The following is a 26,956-nucleotide window of genomic DNA, read 5'->3' on the forward strand; positions in this document are numbered from 1 at the left end:
TCTTTGGTATTATTAGCTATTAATGTTGATGTGGATTAGACAAATAACTACCATAATAATCAGTCATAGTCTTCTTCCAAGCTTGGCTAGACATATCTGGCCAATGATCTTTATCAAAACCAGGAGACTTCTCTAAGGTTTGTTTATCAACTGGAATAATAAAACACTCATTTCGTTGATCATAAGAGAATAATTTCCACGGTAGAGCGAATAATTTTTTACCTATGCCAATAAAACCACCATAGGCTAAGACAACATAGGTAACTTGCCCTTGTAGCTTATCAAGCATTAATGCTTCAATGGTACCTAAGCTTTCTCCATTTGTATTTTTCACGTCAACACCAATAACATCATCAGCGCTCACTATCTGCATAGTCATTGCTAGTCTCCTTTGCTTAAGTTTTGACGGGCTTTTTTAACTTGCTGGTAACTTATTAACCTCTATTTTATCTACTATTTCTTTAACATCTTCTAATGATTTTACAGTATCTATTATAAATTGTTTTTCCTGTAGAGAAGCAACTCTGCCTGATAAAGAAACTAGGCCGTCGTGGACTTCAATATGTAAAGGCCAAGTCCTAACTTCTTTACCTAATTTACCAGATTGTAAAAGCATTCCCTTAATCTTTGCTCGTAGAAGAACATTATTAAGTAATAATGGATCACCCTCCACATGGAGCGCTGTTGCATTAACATCTACTACACCCAATGTTGATTCAATTAACATAACAATACGTTCGTATTCTTCAAAATTATTTAATTTACCAGATAAATAAACAATCCCATTATCAACTTTAATATTAATTCTCTTAGCCTCTTTCCCTAATGTCGTATTAATAGATTCTAGAATTGACTGATCATAAGGTGCCATAGCTTTATTATCTACATTAGTGAGCGGCTTGGCTTCTGTAGTGGTTTCTGCCAAAGAAGAATTCATGAAAACTAAAACAGTCAAGCAAGAAAAAAAGACAATTAGTTTCCATTTACTTCTTAGATTCATACTCTCTCCAATTAAAATTGAGTATTTTTGCTTTTAGATTGCTGCTTTTACTTAGATTTTAATTAAGAATTATAAATATTGATTATTAAAAAAATTAAGATTATTTATTAGTGTAGAGCTAATCTAGCAGAAATAAGTTTGTTGATAATATTAACTATTAACTATAGTAGAGCTATTATTGAGGATAGACAACAATAGATAATCATGCAAATTATTACATGATTTCTCAGGCGCTTTTAATTAAGATTTAAATAGGCTTAAAGCTTAATTTGCAGAGCTTTCTGATAGTCTTAAATCGGACAAAATTATCCTTTTCACTCCCTGCCTACTTCTCTTGACTTGTTTGCAGGATCTAGTGCGCCAGTTAAATTACTAGATCTGTGAATAAGCCACAAGAAATTGGTTTGGAAATGAAGAGTTTTTTAACTTTTTAATTTTTATACAGTGCGAATAATTAATGTAAGTTTTTAATAATTTCTTGGCAGAAAAAAGGTAAATCTGTCGGCGTTCTGGAGGTAATTAAATTCCCATCGACGACAACTTGCTCATCAATAAATTGGGCGCCTGCATTTATTAAATCATCCTGAATCGATTTAATCCCAGTTACTTTCTTACCATTTAAAATTTTAGCTGAGGCTAAAACCCATCCAGCATGGCAAATCGCTGCAACTATACCGCCTCGTTCATAAGTATCCTTTATAATATGTAGCATGGCTAATTGAGTACGCATCTTATCCGGCGCATAGCCGCCAGGAATAATAATAGCATCAAAATGCATACTACTTGCCTCTTCTGCAGTAATATCCGCTTTTGCTTCATAACCTAATTTACTTTTATAACTTCTTATTTCTTTTCCTATAATTAACGGCTCTATGCCTTCTTCTTGTAAACGCAGATAAGGATACCAAAACTCTAACTCTTGGTAGTCATTTTCAATTAGAATGCCTACTTTTTTATTCGATAATTCCATCGTATTCCCTTTAAAAGGTGTTAAGTTTAAGTTTTGCTTAATTAGCTGTTAAATTAACATTAGCTATTTTATCAAGCGACCTTTCTTGACAAACTAATTATTATATAAGCTTAATTATAAATCATTATACAGCATCTGCAGATTATTAAAGAAGAATTAATTAAATAACAAAAAATTACTGTTATGATGTAATTTTATTTAAAAAAATAACCGTGATTAAATTTCCGCGACCTGTAATACAAGATGGTACTATTGAAGCTTTAAAGTGGCTCGCCTTGTTATTTATGACCGTTGATCATGCTAATCGAGTCTTTTTTAACTATTATCCTGCGTATTGCGTAGGCCGACTAGCAATGCCTTTATTTGCATTTGTTTTTGCTTATAATTTATCAAGGCCACCTAAGCTTACTGATGAAATTTATCTTAAAATGAGTAAGCGACTTCTTTTTTTTGGCGCCTTAGCTATACCTGCTTACATGCAGATGTTGCATTTAGCTTATATCATTCCATTAAATATTATGTTTACGCTCTGGGTAGCCGCAACTACTATTTTTATTTACTCGCTGAAAGGCGGGCAGCTTCTTGCATTCTGTGTGTTTTTTTTAGGGAGTTTACTGGTAGAGTATAGTTGGGCAGGAGTAGCTCTTAGTGTTTCTTTTTGGTTATATTTACGCAAGCCTTCAATAGCGTCAATTACTCTTATTGCCATTTCTTATTTATTGCTATACCCAGTTAATAACAATAACTGGGCCTTATTAACAATACCTATTATTTTATTAGCAACCCTTATAAATACTAGAATACCTAGGTTACGCTATATGTTTTGGATTTATTATCCGTTACATATAACCTTATTAGTATTTATTAAGATGTTGATGCAACGATAGGTAGTTTTTAGAGAATAATTATTCTCTTTCTTTATTTGCCTTAAATGCTTGCCAGTCATTATCATGCGTAAAAATATAGCGGCAAGCATGCTCAATAAAGAAGTCTTTATAGCGGATACCAGCATGTTCGCAGTATTCTGTTATTTCGTCATAAACTGCTTTACTTATTCTAATACGGAATTGAGTTTTCTTTTCAGCAGCAGGTTCTTGCGAAATAAGCATCTTATTTCCTCACTCTAACACATAAAACAAGCAAATAATTATAATCCATCAGTAATTTAATTCAATTAACTAATGAGAAGTTGTTATAATACGATAGATCATGCTAAGGTCAGACAGTTGAATTAACTAAGGAGAACCCATGAAAAATTGCTTTAAGGTAGCGGTTATAGCAACGTTAATGATGTTGTTGTTTGGGTGCCAAAACAATATACTTTCTAGCAATAATGTTCCTTTAATGATGCAGTCAGATGCGGCTATTACGGAGGCAGTAAAAGCGACCCTTGCTAATAATAATCAGCTTGCAGGAATACCAATTGACGTACAATCTATGAGCGGCATTGTTGAGTTAAACGGCTATGTTAAAACAATTCGTCAAAGCGATACTGCTCTTGAATTAGCTACTAAAGTGCCGGGTGTAAAAGGAGTACAGAACAATTTAATTGTTCGAAAGTAAGCTAGGTTACAAATAGCAGTAAATTTTTGGTAATGTAAACTTAGTCCTATTTTAAATTAATTTAAAATAGGACTAAAGGAGATTCCATCAGACCGTTATGTGCTCTCTTACCTTAAATCAACGAGCAAAGTGTTGCTTACTAAAATCGACTCGTTCTAGAGTAGTTTCTTTAATCATATTAGCTCGCTTCTCAATGAGCTGATATCGCTTTATTGCACCTTCACGATTAGCAATCTGGATATTTAGACCTGGCCTTGCGTTTAATTCAAGCATTAAGGGGCCATGATCTTTATCTAAAACAATGTCTACACCTAAGTATCCTAAGCCAGTAAGTTCATAACAACTTGCAGCAATTTCAAGAATTTTATCCCAGTAAGGAACTTCAATATCTACAATTGGATTTAAAGTATCGGGATGATAGTCAATGGTGTCATTATTAAAAACACCTCCTAAGGTTTTCCCTGTTGCTAGATTAATACCGGCACCAATTGCGCCTTGGTGTAGATTTGCTTTTCCACCTGATAAGCGTGTTGGTAAGCGTACCATAGCCATAGCTGGGTAGCCTAGCAAGGTAATGATACGAATATCAGGAACCCCTTCATAGCTTATCTCTTTAAAAACAGGATCAACTTTAACCCGGTGTTCTATAATGGCATAATCAGCATGTCCGCCTAAGCTGTAAGCTCCAGATAAGAGCGAAGATAGATGATAACTTAATTCTTGCTGGGTAATTAGTTTTCCGTTTATTTGTCTATATCGCCCAAAAACGCGATCGGTAATTACGATAATTCCATCACCGCCCGCACCATGTGCTGGTTTGATTACAAAATCTTTATAAGGTGCAAGAGTCTGCTCAATTTCATTGACTTGATGCTCTGTTTCAATGATCTGATAAAGTCGAGGGACTGCAATCCCTGCCTTTAAAGCAAGGTTTTTAGTTTGTAATTTATCATCTACTAGTGGGTAACGTTTGCGTTGATTATAACGTAATACATAATCACCGTTACGTTGATTAATACTTAAAATACCTTTCTGCTTTAGACGGCGATAAATTTGCCACATCAGTAAGCTCCAGCTAATACCTTAAAGCGAAACAGTTCAGAGAGCCGATAGCCACGATATTGGCCAAAGAATAAAATTAATGCTAGCAGCACTAATAATAATTCAGGAAAAGCAAAAATTAGATATTGCATAGGAGCATAACTCATTACTCCAAAAGCAATTACTGCCGCTAATAGGCTTCCTATGCCAGATTTAATAGCCTCACTTGGGCCACGCTCATCCCATGTTATACACATTCTCTCAATTGTCATAGTTAAAATAACCATAGGAAATAAAGCGACAGAAAGCCCTGATTCAAGCCCTAAGTTTTGGCTCAAAACACTAATAAAGATCATAAGCAGAATTACAATGGTTAAGATGGCAGCAAGTCTTGGCACTAAAAGCAGACGGAGTTGATCAAGGTAGAAACGGGCTAGTAAACCTAAAGATACTATAAGTACAAATAAAGTTATGCCCCAAATGACGTGCGTTTCTCGAAAAGCTAGAGCAATAAGTACAGGCATAAATGTACCGAAGGTTTTTAGACCGACAAAATTACGTAGAAGTAAAATAATAAAAGCCCCAATGGGTACGGTAAGTAAAATTTTATAAGTTTCTTGAGTATTAACAGGCAATTGTAATAAAGAAAAACGCAACATTTCTGAGTCTGTTTGTAAACCACGGGCTTTAGCAATAGTGAGGGCATTAATGGGCGTTGTAGAAATAGTTAAATTGAAGTTAACTTTTTTACCACCTGCTACCGTATATAACGGTTCAGAGCCATATTGCCAGACTAGAAAATTTTTAGGTAAGCCAGCGCTACCGGTGCGAGGGTTGATATAACACCATTCCTTACCATTGTAAACTGCCATCAATAGCTTAAATTCAGCTTTATTTTGCTGACTTAGATAGACACCTTTTACTGGCATGGCATAAATTTTAGCTTGATTTAATATGAGTATCGCTGTGTTCAGAATATTAAGATCAGAGAAATCACTGCCAATCAGAAGTTTAGCATTTCCTTCTTTCTTATTTAACTCCTTAATAGTTCCTTGGGCAAAAGTTTGAATATCTGCTGACGATTGACGAACTAAATTTGTAATATTATCTACTGCTGATTTTTGGTTTTCTGCTAAGGTCAGTATTTTAATAGGTGGTGGTTTAGGCAGTGTTGCTTCATTTGTATCAGTTTCACGAAATATCGCTCGATAATAAAGCGACTGATCCCCTGCGCCTCGACGTAAAGACCAAACAGTTTGGCGATTGTAGCCCTGTAAATTTGTAGTAATACCATAGTTATGTGAAACAAAATATTCATCTAAAATAGCAAAATAAGGCGGCATATACGGAATAATAAAATTGGCCTTAACTGGCGTATTTCGCTCCGCTGTAAAGCGAAGATTTGCCTCAACCATCCAGCTATTAACGGTTTCAGTATCTGTAATTGGCACATCTAAAATTAAGTGACGATAAAGAAACAACCCTATACCTAAAAAAAATAAGGTTAAAATTAAACCATAAACATGGCGTTTATTTGACTTCATTATTATTCAACATAACTGGTTTTACATTAAAAGTAAGGCTTGGATCTATTAAGCCTGAAAATGATTTAATAGCTTCTCGACCTAACAACAGAGGATATAAAAAGCGTTTGCGATTTGCTAAGTTAACTGGAATAGTACGCTCTATATCACCGATACGAATACGTAATAACACGACAGGTCTATTTAAGGGATCTGTTTTAGATTTTAAATTCTCACCAGCTCGTACTTTAATTTTTACATCACCTAAGTATTCAGCTATAAAGGGTACCTCACCTTCTTTAGTAGGCACAAGAAAGCTTAGATAAATTTTGCCATCTTTATCAATTTGTTGAATATTAATTGCACTTAGAGAAGCAGATTTTGCACCAGTATCAAGTTTAGCTGATACAACAAGGTTTTTATCTATAAGGATAGCTTTTTCAACATAGCCATAAATAATTTTATTTTCTGCAGCCATTGTATATCCTGAAAATATTGTGCAAACTAAAATGAGTACAGTAAATAATTTCATTTCTTTCCTCCAATTAAGTCTATAAATTTTATCAGCTTAGTACAGCCGTGCCCAGCGCTCCTAAATAAGAGGAAATTAAAAGGCTTGAGCGAATACTGAAATTTACAATTGAATTTTAATCATATAAGTAATTTATGACTAGCTCCTTTTTTATTAATTGGCTAAATGAAAGGTAGTAAGGCCTATTAAGCCAGTAATAAAATAAAAAATCACCATTTTAAGACGTTGGCCTTTACGTAAAAACAAACACAATATTGTTAGTACGATTAGTGCAGGATAGGTAAGTTGTAAAATAGGATTTAAGAAGGCAGCAATACCTTTAAAATCTAATAAAGACATAATAAAGGCAAGGCTTGTAGTAAAAATTAAGCAAATAAGAAATTTTTGCTCCCCAGGTTTAAAAATAGAGGCAAGATAGCGAGCAAATAGATTATTTAAAGCTATAGCTGTAGTTAAACAAGAAAAAAACATGGTTATTGCCATAAACAACGTACCATGACTACCTAAAGTTTGTGCGGCAATGGTAGGTAAAATTAATTCAGGCCTAACTTGATAGAGTAAAGGCGCATAGTGGGAGCCGAGATAAACTAAGCCTAAATAAATAAGCCCTAATAAAGAAGCTCCTAAAATACTAGGCTTAATAGCAAAACGGATAATTTCTTGATTAGAAGAATGAGGAAATTCACTTTGAATTTGTTTAAAGATTAGTGAAGAAAAGAAGAAAGCAGCAAAAAGATCCATAGTCTGATAGCCTGTTAAAAAGCCATTAGTAAACGCTTGACTTGCTACTGTTTCAGTAAGTGTATGAGGCGCTTTAAGAACTGCAACGAAAATTAAAATAATAAGTGTTGATAATAATAAGGGACTCATCCATTTGCCAAGTACTTTAACCATAACTTTATCATTTAAACATAGAAAAAAGGTTATAAGACAAAAAACTAAGCTAAACCCCATTAAAGGAATTTGTGGAAAAAGGTAGTTTATACTGCCATAAGCAACTGTAATACAACGTGGTACTACGCCAAATGAGCCAAGTAGAGATAAAATAATGAAAGGTAAAACTGTCCCAGCTAATTTCCCTGCCTCATTAAAAAAACCTAAATAGTTGCCATGATAAAGTTTGATGACAAATAGCCCAAGCAAAGGTAAAAGAATTCCAGTTAACAATAGTCCAGTAAATCCTAAAAACCAATGTAGGCCGCTTATATGGCCAATTTGTAGAGGAAATACTAAATTACCTGAACCAAAAAACATAACAAAAATTGCGAAACCATAAACTAATGTTAATTTATACTGTTGCATGACAGCTCTTCCTAGTCATCAAAATTTCAAGCTAATCTATAAAGTTTTTAACCTTAATTAGTAAGAAATACAGGTTAAAAAATAAATTGGAGGTAAGTAAATATTTAAGCGGCCACATGATAAAGTAAAAGGCTGTTAGAATTAGCAATGTATCGCAAAAACATTAATAAAATAGTTATCCTCATAATATTAGATGTTCAATTATATATCACAATAGATTCTTTATACGCATTTATTAACTTTTTGGCAAGCGTTAATTGCTTTCTTCATTAATAATACTGCATCCATTTTTTATCGATGAAAAGTGATAATAAAATAAGTTTTAATTAAATTAATAAGTATTTATTAGTTTATTTTTTTAAGTCTCTAAAAGTATGATTTAGTTATCAGCAATAAGTTCGTTATAAAAATGATTTTAATGCGCAAAAGAACATCAAATTAATTTTAAAAATTGGCTTTTATTTTTAGGTAATTGTGATAATATTGTTGATGGACTAGCTATTTTGCTCGCTTTTAAATCAATATGAAAATTATATTGCCATTTAGTCTTAAGTTGAGTAAAATGCCGCCCATCTTAGTCGTTGTAGTAATTCCATGGCGTCCAAGACCAAACTGGCAAATGATATAGCCTCTTCAACTGACAATGAAAGTGCTGTCTATGCTATCGCGGGTAGATTAGATGTTCAAAGCCGCTTACTAGCTAGGCAATTACATGAAGCTGGTAAAATCTACATCTTCTATGGGCTACTGGATGGCCTAAATCTTTCCTACCTTACCCTTAAAAATCTTTTTGATATTATATTTACAAACAGTAAAACCTCCTCCTCGGATGCTATGCATGAGTGGACGTTAACGCCTACGGGTATTTTAGTTGCAGCAACAGAATCAATTACTTTAATTGTCTTTTCAATGCTTGCCAATCACTTTAAAGACAGTGATAAAAATCTTCTCAAGCGTTATATTGCTATTACTTGGCCTTATATTCGTGATTCCTTAAAGGGATTAAAAAATATTTATAAGGGTGTACGTAGTACTATTCAAGTTGCTAATTTGCTGAGTGGCTCCCATCTAAATCTTTTAATTTTGCCAGTTGGATTAACTTTAAGTGTCTTATCAATAAGTAATCGTATTTGGTTTCGTCATATGGTTAATTTACGTAAAAATATGATGAAGGCAAACGCGATATTATTAGCATCTATTGAAGATAATGGAAATTTAACAGTTGAAGATTATAAGCGTATAAGAAATCAAATCTATACACAAATTAATGAGGTAAAAAATAGACATCGTTTGGCTTACGCGTCTACGGCATTTAATGGCACAGTAGATAGTCTTTATTATTACATGGGTATTTTAACTTTATGCTCATTTAATTGGCCCTTATTAGTAGGGTTGACAGCACTTTGTATTCTCTATTGTATTGCTTGTATCGCAACACGTATTTATGAGGAATACGATAATCAGCGTAAACTAAAAATTACTCAATTAGAAATTGATTTAGCACTGTTCATTAAAGAAAATACTTCTAGTTTACAAGCTAATTTTGCTCGTTTGCAGGAAATATCTGAACTAATAGCATTAGGTAACAAAAGTAAAGCACTGTTAGAAGAACAAGATAAATTAACAGCTAATATAAAATTAACTCTTCTAGACTTTAAAAATAAACGTGATCACCTTAAATCGTTAGCAACTTTATCACCACTTGAGGCGTGTTTAGAAGGTATGCGACATGGTTTAGCTGCTTATAGCGCTCTTTCTTGTGTTATATTCGCTATCTCAACTATTGTTATTCTTACTACGGCAACCTTCCCACCTGCATTAATTATTAGCTGTATTTCAGCAGGAATCATTTTTTTAGCAGGTTTTGTAGCTTACTCTATGTATCAACATTATAAACATAGAACCAAAGATGAGGTTATTAACGATAAACCTTACGAGAAATTAAATGAGATGCTAAGAGATTTAAAGCAGATTCAGCAAAGGTCTGCAACTAATGTTATTAGAGAAACAATACAGCCAGAAAAACGGCGTAATTTTAAAGAAGAAGTAAAAGATGTTATTAATGATGGTAAAAAAGTACCAAGTGCGCCTGAATTTATATTTCAGCAATGGTTTGAAACAATACGTACCTTTTTTTCAGGCCTGACAAAAGGACCTAAGGCCACAGGCTATGTACTTAATCCTCTACAAGAATTAGCTAGTGATGGACATTACCACGATGCTCCTATTATGGTGGGCATCTCATTTATAGCCTCAGCATTATATGCCTTTACTTTAGCGTTACGTAATCATGCTCGCAGTTTTGGTCGGCCACCTTTTAATCAAACTAAAAGACAAGATAAAATTAATTCAAGCTTGCATCCGCCACCGACATCTTTTGCCAAAACTGATAAGTCGCCACCTTCACCCCCGCAGGTAGCGCAACAAATTAAAGAAGCCAGCTCGCTGCCTAACAGACAAGAGTCAAACCCCTCGCAACAAGAAAATAAAAAATCAATATTAGCTGAAAACATCCCAGAAAATACAGAATCGCCTGAATCTTCCGACTTAACTCAGATACCCTCTCAACAGTTCAATGTAAAAACATTGGATAAATCTAGAACAACTCTCACGGATTCTCAATCTCCTCAAAAAACTCAATCATCTTATTTTATTAAATTATTTAATCATGCTAATCAAAATAATAAGGACAAAGAAAAAACACAAACAACAGACAAGGGATATGTGGATAAACAGCGGGCCGCTACAACTATTGAAACGGTAGAACTAAGAAAAAATGATATTCCTAATACTACTAAATTGGATGCGCCTAAATTAAAGAAAACTGGGTTAATGGAAACATTTCGCTTAGGCACTTCTCATTTTTCCTTATTTTCAAAAAAGGAAAGTTTTGTAGCACCTGGTACTACAACTTTAAAGCCCGGATAACTTCATTAGACCTCTTGCATAACCTGTTTATTTTACACGATTGCTGTGTTGCAAGAGTTTTTCCGGTGCTCATTTACGCCCTGTAAACTCCGCTCCTCAAAACCCTTGCGCCTTGCACTCATGTAAAATAAACAGGTTATACAAGAGGTCTATTTCATGACGTAATAATACCTTCTACTAGCGAAAAGCTATATTTGGCTAAAAAGCTAAGTATGAGATGATTAGGCAGTTTCATTTTGATAAAGCTGGGGGTTTAAAGTACGGTCATTATACATCTTTAATTGACGGTAAATTTTAAAAGTTCGTGTTTGATTTTTTATTTCTTCAAGTAATTGCTCTAAACAATAATGTAATTGCTGATGCTGTTGGATTAAAGTAGCAAGTTTTTGTTGGCATTGAAAAATATGATTTTCATTAACATCGGTTCGATTAGCTTGTTCTTGCATATGATAAATTTTAAGTGCAAGGATAGAGAGTCTATCAATAATCATGCCCGGTGTTTCAGAGTGTACAGGGCATAAGTCTCCCTCAGATGGCTTTAAATAAGTAACGAGCCACTCATCAATAGCTTCCATACGATCATTACGCTGTTGATTGCACTTATCAATTTCTCGCTTTGCATGATAAACAAATTCATAGCCCATATCATCACGGCGCGCTTTATCTTCAGCATGCCAAAGCTTATAGTTAAACCCATGATTTTCTTCAACCAAAGCCAGAAAGTCTTTATGGTTATAGGCAACACCATTACTTTTCCATAAAATAATGCTTTCACGATGTAATTGAATGATTTGGGCAACTAAAAGATTAGAATTCATAATTAATCATGGCAATAAAAAGGTTGAAAGGTGAGTGTAACATATTTCCGATTAGTAAGCGGCGAAAATGAAATAAACTTATTAAGATCATAAAAATTAAATTTAATTGATTCTTATACGAATAGAAAAGGCTAAATTAATTTTAAATTTTACAACTAAATCTAGTAATAATAGTAAATAATTTAGCCGCTATTACAGCATTAATTACTAATTTATTATCAAACAGTGTAGTATTAATAAAACAATGTAATAAGTTAAACTATTAGCATAATCGATAATTAAATAAGAGAGTGATATTTATTGACTTAGCTTATTTAATAGTGACTTAGATGGAGAACTTTATGAAAATTTGGTATACACTAATGCTGTTATTTGCTATAAATAATTTGGCTTATAGTCAAGCTACATTTCCTGTTGGTTGTACGCCCGTGGTTGTCAAAGATGAAACTGTAGTTCTAAAAGCTAAACAGCCAACCCTCTATTTAATTTATAATAATTCAAACAGCGATTTATGGATTACTCACCCTGTATCTGAGCCAAGTGCTAGTGCTGGTTGGAGTAGTCGTTTAGAGTCTCAGAATTGGTCAGCACTAGCAGTAAATCAATCTTCTTTTGAGCTAAGCTGTATTGAAACTAAGCCAGGACATGAGCAGCAAGTGCCTTGTGCTGGAATATTAGCAGTATGCAAGTGGTCAAAAGTTAAACTTCCAGCAAGTTCAACAGGTACTTTTTGGGCAGGTGAGAATATGGATTTACCAGCTTTAAATTCCCATTTAGGTGGAAGAGGGTTTAAGTTACCAGCTCAATAATAAATGCTAGGCTATGATTTAATTAAAAATTAACTGTTTATATTAAACTAATAAACGTGGTGCTTGTGAGTAAAAAAAATAAAGATCCCCATTATAAGCGGGAAAAAGAAAAATATGGCTTACCTATTCCTAGCCGGGAATTAATTATGCAGGTGCTAGAAGAATATGGTCGCCCTATGTCTCGAAATCAATTAATAAATAAGTTAGATCTTCACTCAGAAAATGAGCAAGAAGCGCTAGGATTTCGATTAAAGGCAATGTTACGTGATGGCCAAATTATGCAAGATCGACGTAACAGATTTTGTCTACTACAACGTATAAATTTAAAAAAGGGAACAATACAAGGTCATCCAGACGGGTATGGTTTTTTTATCCCAGATGATGGCAGTGATGACATGGTTTTATCAGCCACTGAAATGCGTACAGTTATGCATGGTGATACGGTTCTTGCTTATCAAAGTGGCCAGGATAGACGTGGGCGATTAGAAGGCAAAATCCATGAAGTTATTGAACATGTCAACGTCACTGTAGTCGGCCGGTTTTTTACCGAACAAGGAGTAGGTTTCGTTATTCCTGATAATAAGCGCTTAACGCAAGATATTTCTATACCACTAGAGTTTGCTAATAACGCAAGACAGGGGCAAATCGTTTTAGTTGAAGTCATCGCGTTTCCTAGTAAACGTAACCAAGCAATAGGCAAGGTTATGCACATATTAGGTGAGCATATGGCTCCTGGTATGGAAATTGAGGTAGCCATCTTTGCACATGGTATTCCAGCGCAATGGCCTGAAGAGGTAGTAGCCTCTGTTGCTAAAATTCCACAGCATGTTACGCCAGAACAATGTAAGGGCCGGACTGACTTAAGACATCTTCCTTTTGTAACAATTGATGGTGAAGATGCTAAAGATTTTGATGACGCTGTTTATTGTTATAAAAAAGCGAAGGGCGGTTATCAGCTTTATGTCGCTATTGCTGATGTTAGTTATTATGTTCCAGTTGGCTCTCTTCTAGATAAGGAAGCAGCACGGCGCGGAAATTCAGTTTATTTTCCTGGCAAAGTTGTGCCTATGTTACCAGAAGCCTTATCAAATGGAATTTGTTCGTTAAATCCTCATGTTGATAGATTATGTATAGTGGCAGAGATGTCAATAAGTGCGGAAGGAAAAATTACCCGATCTAAATTTTATCGAGCTGTTTTTCATTCCCAAGCGCGTCTAACTTATACGCAAGTTGCAAACTGGCTTGAAACAAATACGGTAGATACAGTTAAACAGGCAGTTTGGGCGAATCTACAAGATTTATACAGCCTTTATAAAGTACTATTACAAGCTCGTAAAAAACGAGGCGCAATGGATTTCGATACAACAGAAACCTCCATTGAATTTGATGAAAACAGAAAAATTCAACGGATCGTTCCTATTGTACGTAATGATGCACATCGACTAATTGAAGAATGCATGCTAGCTGCTAACGTTGCTACAGCACGTTTTTTGGAAAAAGCAGGAATTCCTGCCCTATACCGCGTTCATGCTACGCCTGATGAAGATAAAATTATGGCACTTCGTCAATTTTTAGGCGAATTGGGGCTGCGTTTAGGTGGTGGTAAAAAGCCACATCCCAAAGATTTCCAAGCCACTATTGCATCTATTGGCGATAAGCCTGAGAAACATCTAATTGAAACGGTTATTTTGCGTTCGTTAAAACAAGCTCAGTATGCTGAAAAGAATGATGGCCATTTTGGATTAGCTTATCCAGCTTATACACATTTTACTTCTCCAATAAGACGTTATCCCGATTTACTTATTCATCGTGCTATCGGACATTTAATTGATAATCAGCCGATTGAAGATTTTGCTTATACCGAAGAGGATATGAATCGGTTAGGTAAAACATGTTCTGCAACAGAACGGCGAGCTGATGAGGCTACTCGAGAAGTAATTACCTGGTTGAAATGTGAGTATATGCAAGATAAGCTTGGGCAAACATTTAATGGTACTATTTCAGCTGTTACAGGTTTTGGTATTTTTGTTGAATTGGATGATATCTTTGTGGAAGGGCTTGTGCATGTTACTTCATTAAAAAATGATTATTATGAGTTTGATGCTGTAAAGCATCGTTTAAGAGGAATGCGTTGCGGCCAAAATTATCGCCTTGGTGATAAAATTAGAGTTTTAGTGGCCCGCGTTGATTTAGATGAACGTAAAATTGATTTTGAATTAGCAGAAGCTGAGGAAAATAATGAGTGAGCAGATTATATATGGTTTGCACGCTGTAACTGCTCTGCTAAATCAAGGACAACGTGTAGTAAACAAGTTATTACTTAATGCTGAGCGTCATGACCAACGCGTTCAACTATTACTTGAGCTAGCCTTAGCACGTAATATCGCTATTGAACGGTTAACAGCACAACAAATGAATCAACGCTTCCCACAGAGTAAACATCAAGGCGTAGTGGCCTATGTAGGGGAATTACCTAATTTTAATGAAGGAAACTTAACTTCATTATTACAGAAAAGCAAAAAACCGCCCTTGCTTTTAATTTTAGATTCAGTAACGGATCCACATAATTTAGGTGCCTGTTTACGCACCGCTGACGCAACTGGAGTGGATTTTGTTATTCTACCAAAAGATAAAAGTGCAAACCTGACGCCCATAGTAAGTAAAGTAGCCTGCGGTGCTGCTGAGACTATTCCTTTAGTGCGAGTTACCAATTTAGTACGTACTTTAGAAGCCTTAAAAAAAGAAGGCTTTTGGATTTATGGCGCTGCTGGTGAGGCAAGCGACACTATTTACACACTTGATTTTAAGGTACCAATTGCTCTTGTATTTGGTGCGGAAGGTCATGGCATGCGACGTTTAACACGTGAACACTGTGATGCCTTGTTTTCTATCCCTATGATAGGAAGTGTAGAAAGCTTGAATGTTTCTGTAGCTGCTGCTGTATCTTTATACGAAGTCTTACGTCAGCGTACTACCAACTAAGATTAGATTTCTAGCTCATTATTGCTGAATAAAGCGGTGATAGCTCAGCTAATAGCATTAACTTAAGAGAACTTGATGGGCTCTGGCCCATAGCTATCAGCTTAAGGTTCTTTCTCCCTCCCCATAAGGGCGCTCTTAAAAATGTTATCTTCTTATTTATTTTATCCGTCTTGTGGGCACTTTCTTCTGTTAATGGAAGAAAAAAAACCTTAAAACTAACCTACATGAAGCATGAAGTTAACGTTATTACTAATCCCACATAAAGCATAACTAATTAGCAATATACTATAATTTCAGTCATATCTTTAATTTTATTAAGACGATATTTAGTATTTTATTATAAGGCTAATATGTCTAGTAAGAATCATACGAAAATTAGCAAGCTGCGATATCGTGAATTTGATAAGCGTCTTCTTGCAGAAACTAACTTACTTGAGCAGTGGTTTATTGAGCAAATTTTTATTGAAAGAGAATTAGAAGCAGGTGCTGAAATTGAATTATTTTTACTAGATGATAAGTATAATCCGGCACCGGATAATTTAAAGTTTATAAAGAAAGTTAATGACGCTGCACTAATTCCAGAAGTGGGCAAAGCACACTTAGAAATTAATACCTGCCATGTTCATTTATGTAAAGATGGCTTAAGTAAGTTACATCAAAATGTTTTAAAATTTTGGCAACAATGTTGTGATGTAGCTCGACGAAATCACTATCATTTAGCATTAATTGGTACGTTGCCTACGGCAACTGAAAAACACCTGGCAATTAAATACTTAACTAATAAAAAGCGCTATCATCTTATTAACAGTTGTATTTGGGAGCATTGTAGTGGTAAACCAATTTTAATAGATCTCTTAGGCGCCGAGCATCTTAAATTACCACTACATTCTTTAACTATTAACGGCTTGATTTCCGCATTTCAAATCCATATTCAAATGGGTCTGAGTCAATCCGTAAAATATTATAATATTGCACAGGCTATTGCTGGACCTATGCTTGCTTTAGCCTGTAATAGTCCTTTTCTCTTAGGTAAACATATTTTCGCTGATACAAGAGTTTTTCTCTTTGAGCAAGCATTGACTTTACCGCGTTTTGATAGAGCTCTAGGTTTTAAATGCTGTATGTTCGGTATCAGTTATTTAAAAAATTCATTTTTTGAACTCTTTGATCAAAACTATCAATTTTTTCCTCGGCTTATACCAGAAATTTCTTATAAATCATCAATCGATAACATGTTTCATGTTAGGCGGCAAAATAGTGTTATTTACCGATGGAATAGGCCCGTTATTGATTTTAATAATAAAGGTCAGCCTCATTTAAGGATTGAGCATCGTGGTTTGTCTACAGGGCCTACAATTATAGATATGATAGCTAATGCTGCTTTCTTTTATGGGTTGTTAAGTTACTTTTCTTTGCAATCAACATCCATAGAGCATTTATTGCCTTTTTACTTAGCTAAAAATAATTTTTTTGAAGCAGCAAGGCACGGATTTAATGCACAGTTTACATGGTTTTTAGGTAAAAAAATGAATGCTTGTTTGCTGTTAAAAGAATTAATTCCTAAAGCCCGTAAAGGCCTATTAGCATTAGGTATCAATAATAGCGATATTGAACTATATCTAGATATCATCGCTGAACGTATCGATAAAAGGATGAATGGTAGCGCTTGGCAGTGTCAATTTATTAGTAAATATGGTCGCGATTTTCATAACTTATTAGAAGTTTATTTACATAATCAGGAGCAAGAGTTACCTGTTGCACAATGGGCTATATGATATGGGAATAGTAAGTAAAAGTAGTAGGGCTAGAGGTTTTTTTTCTAATTTTACCGAAAAAGAACTACTCTTTTTAACGAAGTTTATTACTAAAGCTTCTTTTGAAGCAGGCGATTTAATTATTTCTCAGGGTTGTTTTAGTGAGTATCTTTACATTATCGAAACAGGGCAAGTTGCAGTTTATATCACATTACCAGGCGACAGTATAAAGCAAAAATCTATTTTAGTTGAATCACAAATTTTTAGTGAAGTTGCTTTTCTTACAGATGATTTAACGACCGCAACTATTGTAGCTAAAACCTCAGTGAACTGCCTTTTACTTAAACGCGCTGTTTTAAATGCATTACGTATTCTCTACCCAGAGATTGCTTTTAAAATTGAATATGCTATTGCTAAACAAACTAATCAAAAGATTATTTGTGACGGCAGTCAGTTAATTAATACTTTATTAACTTTGCAGACAAACCATAATTTATATTCTGATCACGCGCATTCTCTACCAAGTAATAAAGCCACTTATCAAGAGTTAAATATCAAAGCGATAAATAGACAACTTTTGGATAAATTAGCCTTTTTAAATGCACTTACCAAAGCGCAGATTGATAAACTTTTAACTTTTATGCAAGTCAAATTATATGATAGAGGATATCAATTAAATGAACAAATTCTAGGAAAAATTGGTTTGGTTTTTTCAGGCGCCGTTATGTTTTTTTTAGCTAAAGAAAAAAACTTAATTAAATCTATAGGTATTATTAGTATTGGGGATTTATTTTTACAACAATTTTTTACCCAAAATTTAAAATCAGTGTTTGAATTTGTAACTTGTGAGGAAAGTATAATTCTTGAGTTAGATATTAATCAATATCAACAATTAAAACACACTGAGCCAGAGATTTTTTATAAGTTAAGTCAGTATGTGCACACTGCCTTTGTTCATTGGCTTTCTATAATAAATAGACAATGTATAAGAATTAATTGTGAATACCTAAATTTTACTTCATGAGGGTGTATGTGTAGGGTTCTTATTTATTTGGGAAAACAGGAAGTAGTTTTATACGATTTATTATATGCGCCTGATAATTCTTTAGCGCATCAAAGTTATGCGCCTAAATTAATGCAACATATTCAGAATTTGGCGGGTTTAGGTTTTTGTGCCTGGTCATCTAGCTCGCTTGAGTCTATGATGCCTTATTATTATAAAACGACAGCATTACCTTTTTTTGATAAGAATTTATATCGTTTATCTAAAAAAATATGGGCAAATTGTTTTCTTGCTCATGTTAGAGGTGTTGAATACAGTACTAATGAAATTATTTCTGAACAAAATATTCATCCATTTAAATTTGAAACGACCCAAATTGCTTTTGCCCATAATGGTAGCTTAGCTAACATGGCTGAAATGAAATATGCATTAAGTCAAGAAATGAAACCATCTGTTTTTGCGCAAATAAAAGGGACAACTGATAGCGAATGGTTATATGCTTTATTTCTATCCCAGCTACCTGATTATACTCAAGAGGTTAGTGTAAACGAGGCATGCGACGCTGTTATTAAAACACTTGCTATTGTTCGCCGAATTAGAGCAAAGCTTGGCATTAAGATTGCTTCTCCTGTTAATTTATTTTTGACTAATGGTAATTATTTAATTGTAACTCGCTTTGTTTATGATTTCGGCCATAATGAGAATAATGTACAAAGAGCATTTTTAGAATATCACAGTCTATGGGCAACTTTTGGCGAGTCCTATGGTAGCAGTGGAGGTATTTATAAAATGTACGGTAATAAACGAAAAAATATTTTATTTGCCTCTGAGCCTTTAACTACTAATAGAACAACTTGGATTGAGCTGCCCGAATATTCAATTACTAAGGCTTGGTTTGAAAATGATGAAATCCTTTTCCGAACAATCGATTTAACTATTTAGGATTACGTTATGTCATTGACAATAACTTTTTTGGGCACCGGTGCTGCATTTACTGTAGGAAAAGATAATTTCCAATCCAATGTACTTTTAGAAAGTAATCATGATTCCTTATTAATTGATGCTGGTACTGATTTACGTTTTTCACTGTTTGCCCTAAATCGTAGTTATCGAGACATCCGTAATGTCTATATTAGTCATTTGCACAGCGATCATATTGGGGGCTTAGAATGGTTAGCATTATCAACTTATTTTGATGAGGATTATCAGCAAAAGCCTACTTTATTTGTTTCAGCAAAAATTGTTGATGAACTCTGGGAACACTCTCTTGTAGGTGGCTTGAGTACGTTAACTTATCAAAAGCCATCATTATCAACTTATTTTGATGTAGTTACTATAGGCAACGAACACTCGTTTACATGGCAAAATATTCAATTTAGACTAATACAAGTCATTCATGTTTATAATAATTATCAGTTAGTACCATGTTATGGCCTTCTATTTACTCATGGCGCAACACGAATATTTTATTCTACTGATACGCAATATAACCCTTACTTACTTCAACATTTAGATAAAGAAGTAGACCTTATTTTTCATGATTGTGAAACGCAGAAAAATAAGTCTGGTGTACATGCTCACTATAATGAGTTAAAACAATTGCCAGCAGAAATTAAGCGCAAAATGTGGCTTTATCACTATAATGCGAGCGATTTACCTAATGCAAAAGCTGACGGTTTTTTAGGGTTTGTGTGTAGGGGACAAAGCTTCAATTTTTAAAGTAAGAAAGGCTTTGCACACACAATAGCGGTCAGCTTAGCTGCTTCTAATAAATCGTTACAATCAACTGGTAGGAGAGCTCCTCGTTTACCAAAAAGTTGTATATAGCACTTTGAACTAAAATAACACTTTAAAACGTGCTTATGTAGCATGCTACTCTACGTTTTCTTGGTATTATTTTAGTCCAGATTGAAGTTAAATCTAACCGCTTATTTATTTAAAAAATTAAAATATTTAATTTTCTAGAAATTCATGCAATGTGGTTACAACACGCTTAACTAGCTCATTAACTTCATCTTCGCTAATAATAAGGGGTGGTAGTAAACGGATAACGTTATCAGCAGTAACATTAAATATAACTCCATGCTCAAGACCTATTTTTCTGGCATTTGCTGCAGGTCTGTCAAGCTCAATGCCAATCATTAGACCACGGCCACGAATGGCGCATACGTTTGAACCTAATTCTTGCATTAACTTTTCTTTAATTAGGTTGCCACTGTATTTAGCTTTTTCACACAAGTTATCGCGTTCAATAACGTCTAAAACGGTAAGAGCTGTGGCGCATGCTAGAGGATTCCCACCAAATGTAGAACCATGATTTCCAGGTTTAAAGAGGTTACAGGCATTACCACGCATTAGACAAGCACCAATTGGTACCCCATTCCCTAAGCCTTTTGCTGTAGTTAAAATATCTGGATAAATATTGTTATGCATATAGGCAAACAGTTTTCCTGTACGGCCATTGCCTGTTTGAATTTCGTCTAAAATAAGTAACCATTCATATTGATCACATAATTCTCTTACTGCTCGTAAATAAGAATCATCTGCTACATAAATACCGCCTTCGCCTTGGATAGGTTCTACCATAATCGCAACAATATCATCACGATTTTGAGCAATTGTTTTTAATGCTTCAATATCATTAAAGGGTGCTCTGATAAAACCTGGTACTAAAGGCTCAAATCCTGCTTGAACTTTACGGCTTCCTGATGCGGTTAATGTTGCCATAGTTCGTCCATGAAAAGCTCTATCCATTACAATAATGGAGGGAGTGTCTATCCCTTTACTATGACCATAAAGTCGCGTCAGTTTAATAGCTGCTTCATTTGCTTCGGCACCAGAATTAGCAAAAAAAGCCTGCTCCATCCCTGTAAGTTTGGTTAATTTTTCAGCAAGTAGTTGCTGCTCTTTAATTTGAAAAACATTAGAGGTATGTAGCAATTTAGCAGCTTGTTGTTGAATAGTATGTGTAACATCTGGATGTGCATGGCCTAAACCACATACCGCAATACCGCTTAAACCATCTAAATAAGACTTGCCATCTTCATCATAAAGCCAAACACCTTCGCCGTGAGTAAAAGTGATAGGAATAGGGCTATAACTCGTAATTAATGTCATTACAACTCCTCATTAGACTCTTTCGGAAACGGCAATTGTAGACTAATTTCTATAGGAAGAAAGCACTACAGAATACTTGTCTACCTTGCTTTTTAGCTTTCTTACGTAGAATATTTAACTTAAATGCTAACAATTTCCGAAGAAGTCTATTATTTACAAAGCCGCTATAGATGTTTATTTTAAATAAATTTAAACGGCAAATTATAAGATTAAAATTTAACCTAAATTATCTGCTACAAAATCCCAATTTACAAGAGACCAGAAGGCTTTGACATAATCAGGCCTAGCATTACGATAATCAATATAATAAGCATGCTCCCAGACATCACATGTTAATAAGGCTTTTTGTCCCTTAGTCATTGGAGTATCAGCATTACTTGTACTTATAATTTGTAATTTACCAGTATCATCTTGAGCTAACCAAGCCCAGCCAGAGCCAAAGGTTGTAATAGCCGCTTGTGAAAATTTCTCTTTAAAATCCTCAAAAGACCCAAAAGTTTTTGCTATTGCATCGGCAAGTTTACCTTGTGGCTCACCGCCGCCATTTGGACTTAGACAATGCCAATAAAAAGTATGATTCCAAACTTGTGCGGCATTGTTAAATATTCCACCTGTTGAGTTTTTTATAATGTCTTCTAAACTTTGGTTTTCAAACTCTGTATTGGTAATTAATTTATTTAAATTGGTTACATAAGCATTATGATGTTTGCCGTAATGATACTCTAAGGTTTCTTTAGAAATATGTGGTGTAAGTGCATCCATCGCGTAAGGTAGGGCCGGAAGTGTAAATGCCATAGAAATCTCCATTAAGAGTTAAAATGATAAGTTTAGCAGGATGTTTAACATATTCAATTTCAATGTGATTAGACTTCTTGTTGCTTGGTAAATTCTTTAAAATCAATCAAATTGAATTAAGTCCTCATGTACTAAACCTCTTTCCAAGCTGGCAGTAATGAGACAAGGTCAGTTGAAAAAAAGCTGAAAAAGCGCAGTGTACATGAAGTACATGAGCATTTTGGAGACTTTTTTCGGCTGCGATTGGCCATTAATGTTAGTTTGGAAAAGGTATACTGCGCAAATGTAAGCTAAAATAATCTATAATAGAAGGTGTTACTGCATTTATCGTAATAAATTTCAATTTATTAGCCTATTGAACAACCAATCTTTAAGTTGCGAATTGCTCGTATTTTCGCCATAATTAGGCTCATTTAATTATAGAGGTGACGTCAGTGGATACAACGGAAACATTTAATAAAATTAAACAGCAGATTGCTGAAAATACAATATTACTCTATATGAAAGGTACTCCAAAAATGCCTCAATGCGGCTTTTCTGCTCGTGCAGTACAATGTATTGATGCTTGTGGAGTTGATTTTGCTTATGTAGATATTTTAGCCAATCCCGATATTCGACAAACTCTACCTCAATACGCTGATTGGCCTACCTTTCCTCAACTTTATGTAAAAGGCAAATTGATTGGTGGCTCTGATATTATTACGGAGCTTTATCAACAAGGCGAATTAGAATTATTATTGCGTGAAGCGGTAGCTCTCTAGATTTTAATAATTGATTTTACATTAAGTAAAAAGATGACTGTTTTTATTTACTGACAAACCAACGCTTTTGACTTAAGTAATAAGGTGCAATGCACTGAATTGAGGAGATTTAAATGTCTGTTTTAGTCGGGCGAAAGGCCCCTGATTTTACTGTTTCTGCAGTTTTAGGTAATGGTGATATTGTTGATAAGTTTAATTTGCATACAGCCTTACTTAATAAATATGGTTTGATTTTCTTTTATCCGCTCGATTTTACTTTTGTCTGTCCTTCTGAGTTGATTGCACTAAATCGACGTATGGATGAATTTAAGAAACGTAATGTAGAAGTAGTTGCTGTATCTATTGATTCACAATTTACCCATAATGCTTATCGCAATACAGCTATAAAAGATGGTGGAATAGGGCCTGTAGAATATACGTTGGTAGCCGATATTACTCATAGTATTTGTCAATCTTATGGTGTAGAGCATCCGATAGCTGGCGTAGCTTTTCGAGGCGCCTTTGTTATTGATAATAAGGGTATAGTTCGCTCTCAAATAGTCAATGATTTACCCATTGGCCGTAATATAGATGAATTAATTCGTATCATTGATGCTATTCAATTTTTTGAAGAAAATGGTGAAGTTTGTCCTGCTGGTTGGCAAAAAGGAAAGGCAGGCATGAAAGCTTCTCCTACAGGAGTAGCAGAATATTTATCTACTTATTCTGAAGAATTATAGTTTATATAGTAAATATCGTGCTATTAGCATGGCACGATATTTACTTAAGACGGGTTTTCAAAGCCTAGCAGGTGGCCACAAGGAAATGATTTTCTATGGTCAGTTGCCCAGCTACTTCTAGGTATGCTCTGTTACATTTTTCAAAAAAGATGACTTTAACACAGCTTAAATCATCTTTTTGCTAGCTTTTCTTCCAAGGTATTTAACATCATACAGAATAGCTCTGCTGTTTTTTCTGCATCATAAACAGCAGAATGTGCCTCATTTTTATTAAATGGGATACCAGCCGCTTCCATTGCTTTAGCTAACACGGTTTGACCATACATAAAGCCTGCAAGCGTTGCTGTATCAAAACAGGTAAAAGAATGGAAAGGTGATTTTAAGTTAGTTCTTTTAAGCGCTTCTTTTAAAAATAGCAAGTCAAACCAAGCGTTATGACCAACTAGCACAGCTTTTTGACAGTGGTTTATTTTAAGTGCTTGTTCAATGGGTGCAAATAAATTTTTTAAAGCTTCCGCTTCGTTAATAGCAAATCGTAAAGGCTGAAAGGGATCAATTTGTAAAAAGTCCAGCGATTTTTCATCTAATTCAGCGCCCTCAAAAGGAATAATATGTTCAAAATACGTGGCCTGTGGATAAAATAAACCTTGCTCATTTTTATAAATTAGGACAATACATATTTCCAGCAAAGCATTTTTAGTTGGTTCGATACCTGCTGTTTCTATATCGACAACAACAGGTAGAAAGCCTCGAAAGCGCTCTTTTAAAGCCCTGTTAGCTTTGTGCTGTTTCATCTGAAACACTCCAAGATAATGTACTACCAGCAGCAATAGGCACAACTTCTTGATTACCGAATGGTAAGGTTGCTGGCACGTGTTGGGCTTGTTTAATAAGCGTTAGTTTTTGTTTATTAATTGGAAAGTGATAAAAATTAGCACCAAAATGACTGATAAAAGCATTTAGTTTATCAAGTTTATTAAGTGTATCGAATGCTTGAGTATAGAGCGCTACCGCATAGGGGGCTGAATAAATTCCAGCGCAACCGCAAGCAGTTTCTTTTGTTTGCTGACTATGAGGCGCACTATCAGTCCCTGCGAAGAATTTTGGATTACCACTGATCGCTGCTTGTTGAAGAGCACGCTGATCGTTTTCATGCTTTAAAATAGGTAAACAATAGTAATGTGGCCTAATCCCACCTGCTAACAGATGATTTCGGTTATATAGAAGGTGATGGGGAGTTATTGTTGCGGCAACATTATTAGGTGTATTAATAATAAAATCTACAGCCTCTTTTGTAGAAATATGTTCTAAGACAACACGTAATTTAGGAAAATTCTTAATAATAGGCACTAACTCTTCTTTAATGAAATTAGCTTCACGCTCAAAAATATCACCATGTACAATTTCGCCATGAATTTGTAACACTAAATCCATTTGTTGCATCACTTCCAATAAAGGATAAAGATTTTTTAAAGAGCGTGCTCCTGCCTCTGAATTTGTTGTTGCCCCAGCTGGATAGAGCTTTGCACCTACAATAAAAGTATGTGATTTGCTCTTAACAAGCTCATCAGCCTTAACGTCTTCATTTAAGTAAAATGTCATTAAAGGATTGAAAGAGCAATCTTTAGGAACATTTAATAAAATTTGTTCACGATAACTTAAAAGACTATCAAGTGAGGTTAAAGGCGGTTTTAAATTAGGCATAACTAATGCCCTTTCAAAGTGTTTTGCAGTTGCTGCAACAGTATGCTTTAGAGCTAAACCATCTCTTAAATGAAGATGCCAATCATCAGGACGAGTAATTGTAAATTGCACCATAAAATCCTACTACTAATTAAGACAAAAAAGTTAATACAGTTTATAAAAAATAAATTTTTACTAAATATATTTTTAATTTAAGTAAAATTTCTATTTACTATTAGAATTTAATCTTTTATAAATTCTTATAACATGAAAAAAATATAATAACAAATTTTCAACAACTTGTATTTTTTATCTAAATTTAAAGGCTTTTTGATTTTTGTTTAAATCGCAATTTACTAATTAGATTTCAGTGAATTCGAATTTTATATATGGTGGGCATTTAATTATTGTGATTATAAAAAAAACATATATTGGTACAAGATACTTAATTAATTAAAATTATGATGAAATTCTAGCGAAATAGTGTTGACTTTGCGAAAGTGGCGTTTGATAATTTGCCCATGTACGTTCTCGGTTAGAGCGATGATTGCGTACTGCGGTCAACACCAAGATTGGTTTGGCAATAAAAACCGGAAATTAATAATAAAAAAGTGGAGATGAAGCATGTTAAATCTAAAAAAAACAGCAGTAGCTGTCCTTGCTTTAGGTAGCAGTGCAGTATTTGCTGGAACCATGGGTCCTGTGTGCACCCCTGGTAGTGTTACTGTACCTTGCGAGAGAATGGCTTGGGATTTTGGTGCGCAAGCATTGTACCTCCAACCTGTTGTTAATCACTACGCAGGTTTCTACGTTGATCCTTTTGGTGGCGCTCATTACAATGAAATAGAGCCAGACTGGGATTGGGGCTTTAAAATAGAAGCTTCTTATCATTTCGGCACTGGTAATGATATTAACGTTAACTGGTATCACTATCGTAGCGATGACAATAGATCAAGTTACTTAGTTTACTTCCCAGGTTCAGATGGCCTAGTTACTACTCCTGGTGCACTTCTTCCAGTTATTCCAGCTGGTAACTATCCACTTACTGTAAGAGTTGAACCTGAGTGGGATGCTGTTAATGCTGAATTCGGTCAACATGTTGACTTTGGTGAGTTCAAAGACATTCGCTTCCATGGTGGTGTTCAGTTCGCACGTATTAAGCATGAATTTAGAGTATTAGCTTTCCCTTCAGTGTTTGACGTTTTACCATCTGCAGGCGCTGCTGGTTATAACAAATTTGATGGTTTCGGTCCTCGAATTGGTATGGACTTAATGTATAACTTTGGCAATGGCTTAGCAATTTACGGTAAAGGCGCTTCTGCTCTCTTAATCGGTGAAACTAAATTCCGTAACGCTGCTGGTGTAATTGATACAACTTCTGGCTTTGGCGTCGGTTCTGTTGGTGAAAGAGATGCATTAGTTCCAGAATTAGAAGCTAAGTTAGGTGCTGCATACACTTACGCTATGCCACAAGGCGATGTAACTTTAGACGTAGGTTATATGTGGGTTAACTACTTTAATGCTCAAAACAGTGGACTTGGAAACTCTGACTTTTCAATCCATGGCCCATATGCTGGTCTAAAATGGGTTGGCAACGTCTAATCTAATCTAAAAGCTTTATGACCCATCACTTGTTGATGGGTTTTTTTTTACCAA

26 protein-coding genes are annotated in these 26,956 nt (G+C 34.7%); 13 read left to right on the forward strand and 13 right to left on the reverse strand.

Going from position 1 to position 26,956, the window contains the following annotated elements; all coding sequences use genetic code 11:
• Positions 1 to 19 precede the first annotated feature (19 nt).
• From ACNVED_RS00600 to ACNVED_RS00610, 3 genes are all read right to left on the reverse strand, one after another.
• Positions 20 to 379, reverse strand: a complete 360-nt coding sequence (locus ACNVED_RS00600; protein ID WP_419419837.1) for a PRC-barrel domain-containing protein — start codon at positions 377 to 379, stop codon at positions 20 to 22.
• 36 nt (positions 380 to 415) lie between these two features.
• On the reverse strand, positions 416 to 1,000 hold the full coding sequence (locus ACNVED_RS00605) for a BON domain-containing protein (RefSeq protein WP_419419838.1): 585 nt from the start codon (positions 998 to 1,000) through the stop codon (positions 416 to 418).
• A 454-nt stretch (positions 1,001 to 1,454) separates the two neighbouring features.
• Complete coding sequence (locus ACNVED_RS00610; protein ID WP_419419839.1) at positions 1,455 to 1,970, reverse strand: type 1 glutamine amidotransferase domain-containing protein; 516 nt, start codon at positions 1,968 to 1,970, stop codon at positions 1,455 to 1,457.
• Between the two features lie 212 nt (positions 1,971 to 2,182).
• Here ACNVED_RS00610 and ACNVED_RS00615 point away from each other — a divergent pair, with 212 nt between their 5' ends.
• Positions 2,183 to 2,857, forward strand: coding sequence for a TraX family protein (locus ACNVED_RS00615; protein ID WP_419419840.1), 675 nt, complete (start codon positions 2,183 to 2,185; stop codon positions 2,855 to 2,857).
• Positions 2,858 to 2,875: 18 nt separating this feature from the next.
• Here the strand turns inward: ACNVED_RS00615 and ACNVED_RS00620 are convergent, their stop codons facing one another.
• Positions 2,876 to 3,079: a hypothetical protein gene (locus tag ACNVED_RS00620; RefSeq protein WP_419419841.1), complete on the reverse strand. Its 204-nt coding sequence runs from the start codon at positions 3,077 to 3,079 to the stop codon at positions 2,876 to 2,878.
• Between the two features lie 139 nt (positions 3,080 to 3,218).
• On the opposite strand from ACNVED_RS00620, the gene ACNVED_RS00625 reads away from it, so the two are divergent.
• Positions 3,219 to 3,533 carry a BON domain-containing protein gene (locus ACNVED_RS00625; RefSeq protein ID WP_419419842.1) on the forward strand — a complete coding sequence of 105 codons (315 nt, stop codon included), beginning with the start codon at positions 3,219 to 3,221 and terminating at the stop codon, positions 3,531 to 3,533.
• 117 nt (positions 3,534 to 3,650) lie between these two features.
• Here ACNVED_RS00625 and ACNVED_RS00630 read toward each other — a convergent pair whose 3' ends face one another.
• The 4 genes from ACNVED_RS00630 to ACNVED_RS00645 all read right to left on the reverse strand — a co-directional run bounded on the left by ACNVED_RS00630 (position 3,651) and on the right by ACNVED_RS00645 (position 7,931).
• Complete coding sequence (locus tag ACNVED_RS00630; protein WP_419419843.1) at positions 3,651 to 4,595, reverse strand: alpha-L-glutamate ligase-like protein; 945 nt, start codon at positions 4,593 to 4,595, stop codon at positions 3,651 to 3,653.
• The gene (locus ACNVED_RS00635) at positions 4,595 to 6,118 is read right to left on the reverse strand and encodes an inactive transglutaminase family protein (protein ID WP_419419844.1); all 1,524 of its coding nucleotides are present in this window, start codon (positions 6,116 to 6,118) and stop codon (positions 4,595 to 4,597) included. The genes ACNVED_RS00630 and ACNVED_RS00635 overlap by 1 nt, the downstream gene beginning before the upstream one ends.
• Complete coding sequence (locus tag ACNVED_RS00640; protein ID WP_419419845.1) at positions 6,105 to 6,629, reverse strand: ATP-dependent zinc protease; 525 nt, start codon at positions 6,627 to 6,629, stop codon at positions 6,105 to 6,107. The genes ACNVED_RS00635 and ACNVED_RS00640 overlap by 14 nt, the downstream gene beginning before the upstream one ends.
• A 153-nt stretch (positions 6,630 to 6,782) precedes the next feature.
• Positions 6,783 to 7,931 (reverse strand): branched-chain amino acid transport system II carrier protein, encoded by a 1,149-nt coding sequence (locus ACNVED_RS00645; RefSeq protein ID WP_419419846.1) that lies wholly within the window; start codon positions 7,929 to 7,931, stop codon positions 6,783 to 6,785.
• A gap of 594 nt (positions 7,932 to 8,525) precedes the next feature.
• Here ACNVED_RS00645 and ACNVED_RS00650 point away from each other — a divergent pair.
• The gene (locus ACNVED_RS00650) at positions 8,526 to 10,859 is read left to right on the forward strand and encodes a hypothetical protein (protein WP_419419847.1); all 2,334 of its coding nucleotides are present in this window, start codon (positions 8,526 to 8,528) and stop codon (positions 10,857 to 10,859) included.
• A gap of 221 nt (positions 10,860 to 11,080) precedes the next feature.
• Here ACNVED_RS00650 and ACNVED_RS00655 read toward each other — a convergent pair whose 3' ends face one another.
• Positions 11,081 to 11,677 (reverse strand): DUF4254 domain-containing protein, encoded by a 597-nt coding sequence (locus ACNVED_RS00655; RefSeq protein ID WP_419419848.1) that lies wholly within the window; start codon positions 11,675 to 11,677, stop codon positions 11,081 to 11,083.
• A 341-nt stretch (positions 11,678 to 12,018) separates the two neighbouring features.
• On the opposite strand from ACNVED_RS00655, the gene ACNVED_RS00660 reads away from it, so the two are divergent.
• The 7 genes from ACNVED_RS00660 (at position 12,019) to ACNVED_RS00690 (ending at position 19,944) form a co-directional block, all read left to right on the forward strand.
• A complete protein-coding gene (locus tag ACNVED_RS00660; RefSeq protein ID WP_419419849.1) occupies positions 12,019 to 12,486 on the forward strand; it encodes a hypothetical protein in 468 nt (155 codons plus the stop codon).
• 65 nt (positions 12,487 to 12,551) lie between these two features.
• Positions 12,552 to 14,732 carry a ribonuclease R gene (rnr, locus tag ACNVED_RS00665; RefSeq protein WP_419419850.1) on the forward strand — a complete coding sequence of 727 codons (2,181 nt, stop codon included), beginning with the start codon at positions 12,552 to 12,554 and terminating at the stop codon, positions 14,730 to 14,732.
• Entirely contained in the window at positions 14,725 to 15,468 is a 744-nt protein-coding gene (gene rlmB / locus ACNVED_RS00670; RefSeq protein ID WP_419419851.1) for a 23S rRNA (guanosine(2251)-2'-O)-methyltransferase RlmB, read from the forward strand. The genes rnr and rlmB overlap by 8 nt, the downstream gene beginning before the upstream one ends.
• 350 nt (positions 15,469 to 15,818) lie before the next feature.
• Complete coding sequence (locus tag ACNVED_RS00675; RefSeq protein ID WP_419419852.1) at positions 15,819 to 17,243, forward strand: hypothetical protein; 1,425 nt, start codon at positions 15,819 to 15,821, stop codon at positions 17,241 to 17,243.
• Position 17,244: 1 nt separating this feature from the next.
• Positions 17,245 to 18,246 (forward strand): cyclic nucleotide-binding domain-containing protein, encoded by a 1,002-nt coding sequence (locus tag ACNVED_RS00680; RefSeq protein WP_419419853.1) that lies wholly within the window; start codon positions 17,245 to 17,247, stop codon positions 18,244 to 18,246.
• A 6-nt stretch (positions 18,247 to 18,252) separates the two neighbouring features.
• Entirely contained in the window at positions 18,253 to 19,167 is a 915-nt protein-coding gene (locus ACNVED_RS00685; protein ID WP_419419854.1) for a class II glutamine amidotransferase, read from the forward strand.
• A 9-nt stretch (positions 19,168 to 19,176) separates the two neighbouring features.
• Positions 19,177 to 19,944, forward strand: coding sequence for an MBL fold metallo-hydrolase (locus ACNVED_RS00690; protein ID WP_419419855.1), 768 nt, complete (start codon positions 19,177 to 19,179; stop codon positions 19,942 to 19,944).
• A gap of 234 nt (positions 19,945 to 20,178) precedes the next feature.
• Here the strand turns inward: ACNVED_RS00690 and ACNVED_RS00695 are convergent, their stop codons facing one another.
• A complete protein-coding gene (locus ACNVED_RS00695; RefSeq protein ID WP_419419856.1) occupies positions 20,179 to 21,342 on the reverse strand; it encodes an aspartate aminotransferase family protein in 1,164 nt (387 codons plus the stop codon).
• Between the two features lie 216 nt (positions 21,343 to 21,558).
• The gene (locus tag ACNVED_RS00700) at positions 21,559 to 22,137 is read right to left on the reverse strand and encodes a superoxide dismutase (RefSeq protein WP_419419857.1); all 579 of its coding nucleotides are present in this window, start codon (positions 22,135 to 22,137) and stop codon (positions 21,559 to 21,561) included.
• 434 nt (positions 22,138 to 22,571) lie between these two features.
• Here ACNVED_RS00700 and grxD point away from each other — a divergent pair, with 434 nt between their 5' ends.
• Both grxD and ACNVED_RS00710 read left to right on the forward strand, forming a co-directional pair.
• Complete coding sequence (grxD, locus tag ACNVED_RS00705) at positions 22,572 to 22,898, forward strand: Grx4 family monothiol glutaredoxin (protein WP_419419858.1); 327 nt, start codon at positions 22,572 to 22,574, stop codon at positions 22,896 to 22,898.
• A 113-nt stretch (positions 22,899 to 23,011) separates the two neighbouring features.
• Positions 23,012 to 23,617: a peroxiredoxin gene (locus ACNVED_RS00710; RefSeq protein ID WP_419419859.1), complete on the forward strand. Its 606-nt coding sequence runs from the start codon at positions 23,012 to 23,014 to the stop codon at positions 23,615 to 23,617.
• A 170-nt stretch (positions 23,618 to 23,787) separates the two neighbouring features.
• On the opposite strand, the gene rnt is transcribed toward ACNVED_RS00710, so the two are convergent.
• Complete coding sequence (gene rnt, locus ACNVED_RS00715; protein WP_419419860.1) at positions 23,788 to 24,411, reverse strand: ribonuclease T; 624 nt, start codon at positions 24,409 to 24,411, stop codon at positions 23,788 to 23,790.
• On the reverse strand, positions 24,392 to 25,435 hold the full coding sequence (pyrC, locus tag ACNVED_RS00720; protein WP_419419861.1) for a dihydroorotase: 1,044 nt from the start codon (positions 25,433 to 25,435) through the stop codon (positions 24,392 to 24,394). The genes rnt and pyrC overlap by 20 nt, the downstream gene beginning before the upstream one ends.
• Positions 25,436 to 25,924: 489 nt before the next feature.
• On the opposite strand from pyrC, the gene ACNVED_RS00725 reads away from it, so the two are divergent.
• Entirely contained in the window at positions 25,925 to 26,902 is a 978-nt protein-coding gene (locus tag ACNVED_RS00725) for an Lpg1974 family pore-forming outer membrane protein (RefSeq protein WP_419419862.1), read from the forward strand.
• Positions 26,903 to 26,956 lie beyond the last annotated feature (54 nt).

This window comes from Legionella sp. D16C41 (assembly GCF_048541585.1).
Taxonomy (GTDB): Bacteria; Pseudomonadota; Gammaproteobacteria; order Legionellales; family Legionellaceae; genus Legionella_C.

What these genes read in the sequence shown, in the direction of transcription:
- ACNVED_RS00640 (WP_419419845.1), bottom strand. Translation starts at nt 6,629, where the DNA reads ATGAAATTATTTACTGTACTCATTTTAGTTTGCACAATATTTTCAGGA.
- ACNVED_RS00685 (WP_419419854.1), top strand. Translation starts at nt 18,253, where the DNA reads ATGTGTAGGGTTCTTATTTATTTGGGAAAACAGGAAGTAGTTTTATAC.
- ACNVED_RS00635 (WP_419419844.1), bottom strand. Translation starts at nt 6,118, where the DNA reads ATGAAGTCAAATAAACGCCATGTTTATGGTTTAATTTTAACCTTATTT.
- ACNVED_RS00725 (WP_419419862.1), top strand. Translation starts at nt 25,925, where the DNA reads ATGTTAAATCTAAAAAAAACAGCAGTAGCTGTCCTTGCTTTAGGTAGC.
- ACNVED_RS00630 (WP_419419843.1), bottom strand. Translation starts at nt 4,595, where the DNA reads ATGTGGCAAATTTATCGCCGTCTAAAGCAGAAAGGTATTTTAAGTATT.
- rnt (WP_419419860.1), bottom strand. Translation starts at nt 24,411, where the DNA reads ATGAAACAGCACAAAGCTAACAGGGCTTTAAAAGAGCGCTTTCGAGGC.
- ACNVED_RS00695 (WP_419419856.1), bottom strand. Translation starts at nt 21,342, where the DNA reads ATGACATTAATTACGAGTTATAGCCCTATTCCTATCACTTTTACTCAC.
- ACNVED_RS00655 (WP_419419848.1), bottom strand. Translation starts at nt 11,677, where the DNA reads ATGAATTCTAATCTTTTAGTTGCCCAAATCATTCAATTACATCGTGAA.
- ACNVED_RS00675 (WP_419419852.1), top strand. Translation starts at nt 15,819, where the DNA reads ATGTCTAGTAAGAATCATACGAAAATTAGCAAGCTGCGATATCGTGAA.
- ACNVED_RS00650 (WP_419419847.1), top strand. Translation starts at nt 8,526, where the DNA reads ATGGCGTCCAAGACCAAACTGGCAAATGATATAGCCTCTTCAACTGAC.
- ACNVED_RS00605 (WP_419419838.1), bottom strand. Translation starts at nt 1,000, where the DNA reads ATGAATCTAAGAAGTAAATGGAAACTAATTGTCTTTTTTTCTTGCTTG.
- ACNVED_RS00680 (WP_419419853.1), top strand. Translation starts at nt 17,245, where the DNA reads ATGGGAATAGTAAGTAAAAGTAGTAGGGCTAGAGGTTTTTTTTCTAAT.
- ACNVED_RS00610 (WP_419419839.1), bottom strand. Translation starts at nt 1,970, where the DNA reads ATGGAATTATCGAATAAAAAAGTAGGCATTCTAATTGAAAATGACTAC.
- ACNVED_RS00600 (WP_419419837.1), bottom strand. Translation starts at nt 379, where the DNA reads ATGACTATGCAGATAGTGAGCGCTGATGATGTTATTGGTGTTGACGTG.
- ACNVED_RS00660 (WP_419419849.1), top strand. Translation starts at nt 12,019, where the DNA reads ATGAAAATTTGGTATACACTAATGCTGTTATTTGCTATAAATAATTTG.
- ACNVED_RS00700 (WP_419419857.1), bottom strand. Translation starts at nt 22,137, where the DNA reads ATGGCATTTACACTTCCGGCCCTACCTTACGCGATGGATGCACTTACA.
- rlmB (WP_419419851.1), top strand. Translation starts at nt 14,725, where the DNA reads ATGAGTGAGCAGATTATATATGGTTTGCACGCTGTAACTGCTCTGCTA.
- ACNVED_RS00625 (WP_419419842.1), top strand. Translation starts at nt 3,219, where the DNA reads ATGAAAAATTGCTTTAAGGTAGCGGTTATAGCAACGTTAATGATGTTG.
- ACNVED_RS00620 (WP_419419841.1), bottom strand. Translation starts at nt 3,079, where the DNA reads ATGCTTATTTCGCAAGAACCTGCTGCTGAAAAGAAAACTCAATTCCGT.
- ACNVED_RS00645 (WP_419419846.1), bottom strand. Translation starts at nt 7,931, where the DNA reads ATGCAACAGTATAAATTAACATTAGTTTATGGTTTCGCAATTTTTGTT.
- ACNVED_RS00690 (WP_419419855.1), top strand. Translation starts at nt 19,177, where the DNA reads ATGTCATTGACAATAACTTTTTTGGGCACCGGTGCTGCATTTACTGTA.
- ACNVED_RS00710 (WP_419419859.1), top strand. Translation starts at nt 23,012, where the DNA reads ATGTCTGTTTTAGTCGGGCGAAAGGCCCCTGATTTTACTGTTTCTGCA.
- pyrC (WP_419419861.1), bottom strand. Translation starts at nt 25,435, where the DNA reads ATGGTGCAATTTACAATTACTCGTCCTGATGATTGGCATCTTCATTTA.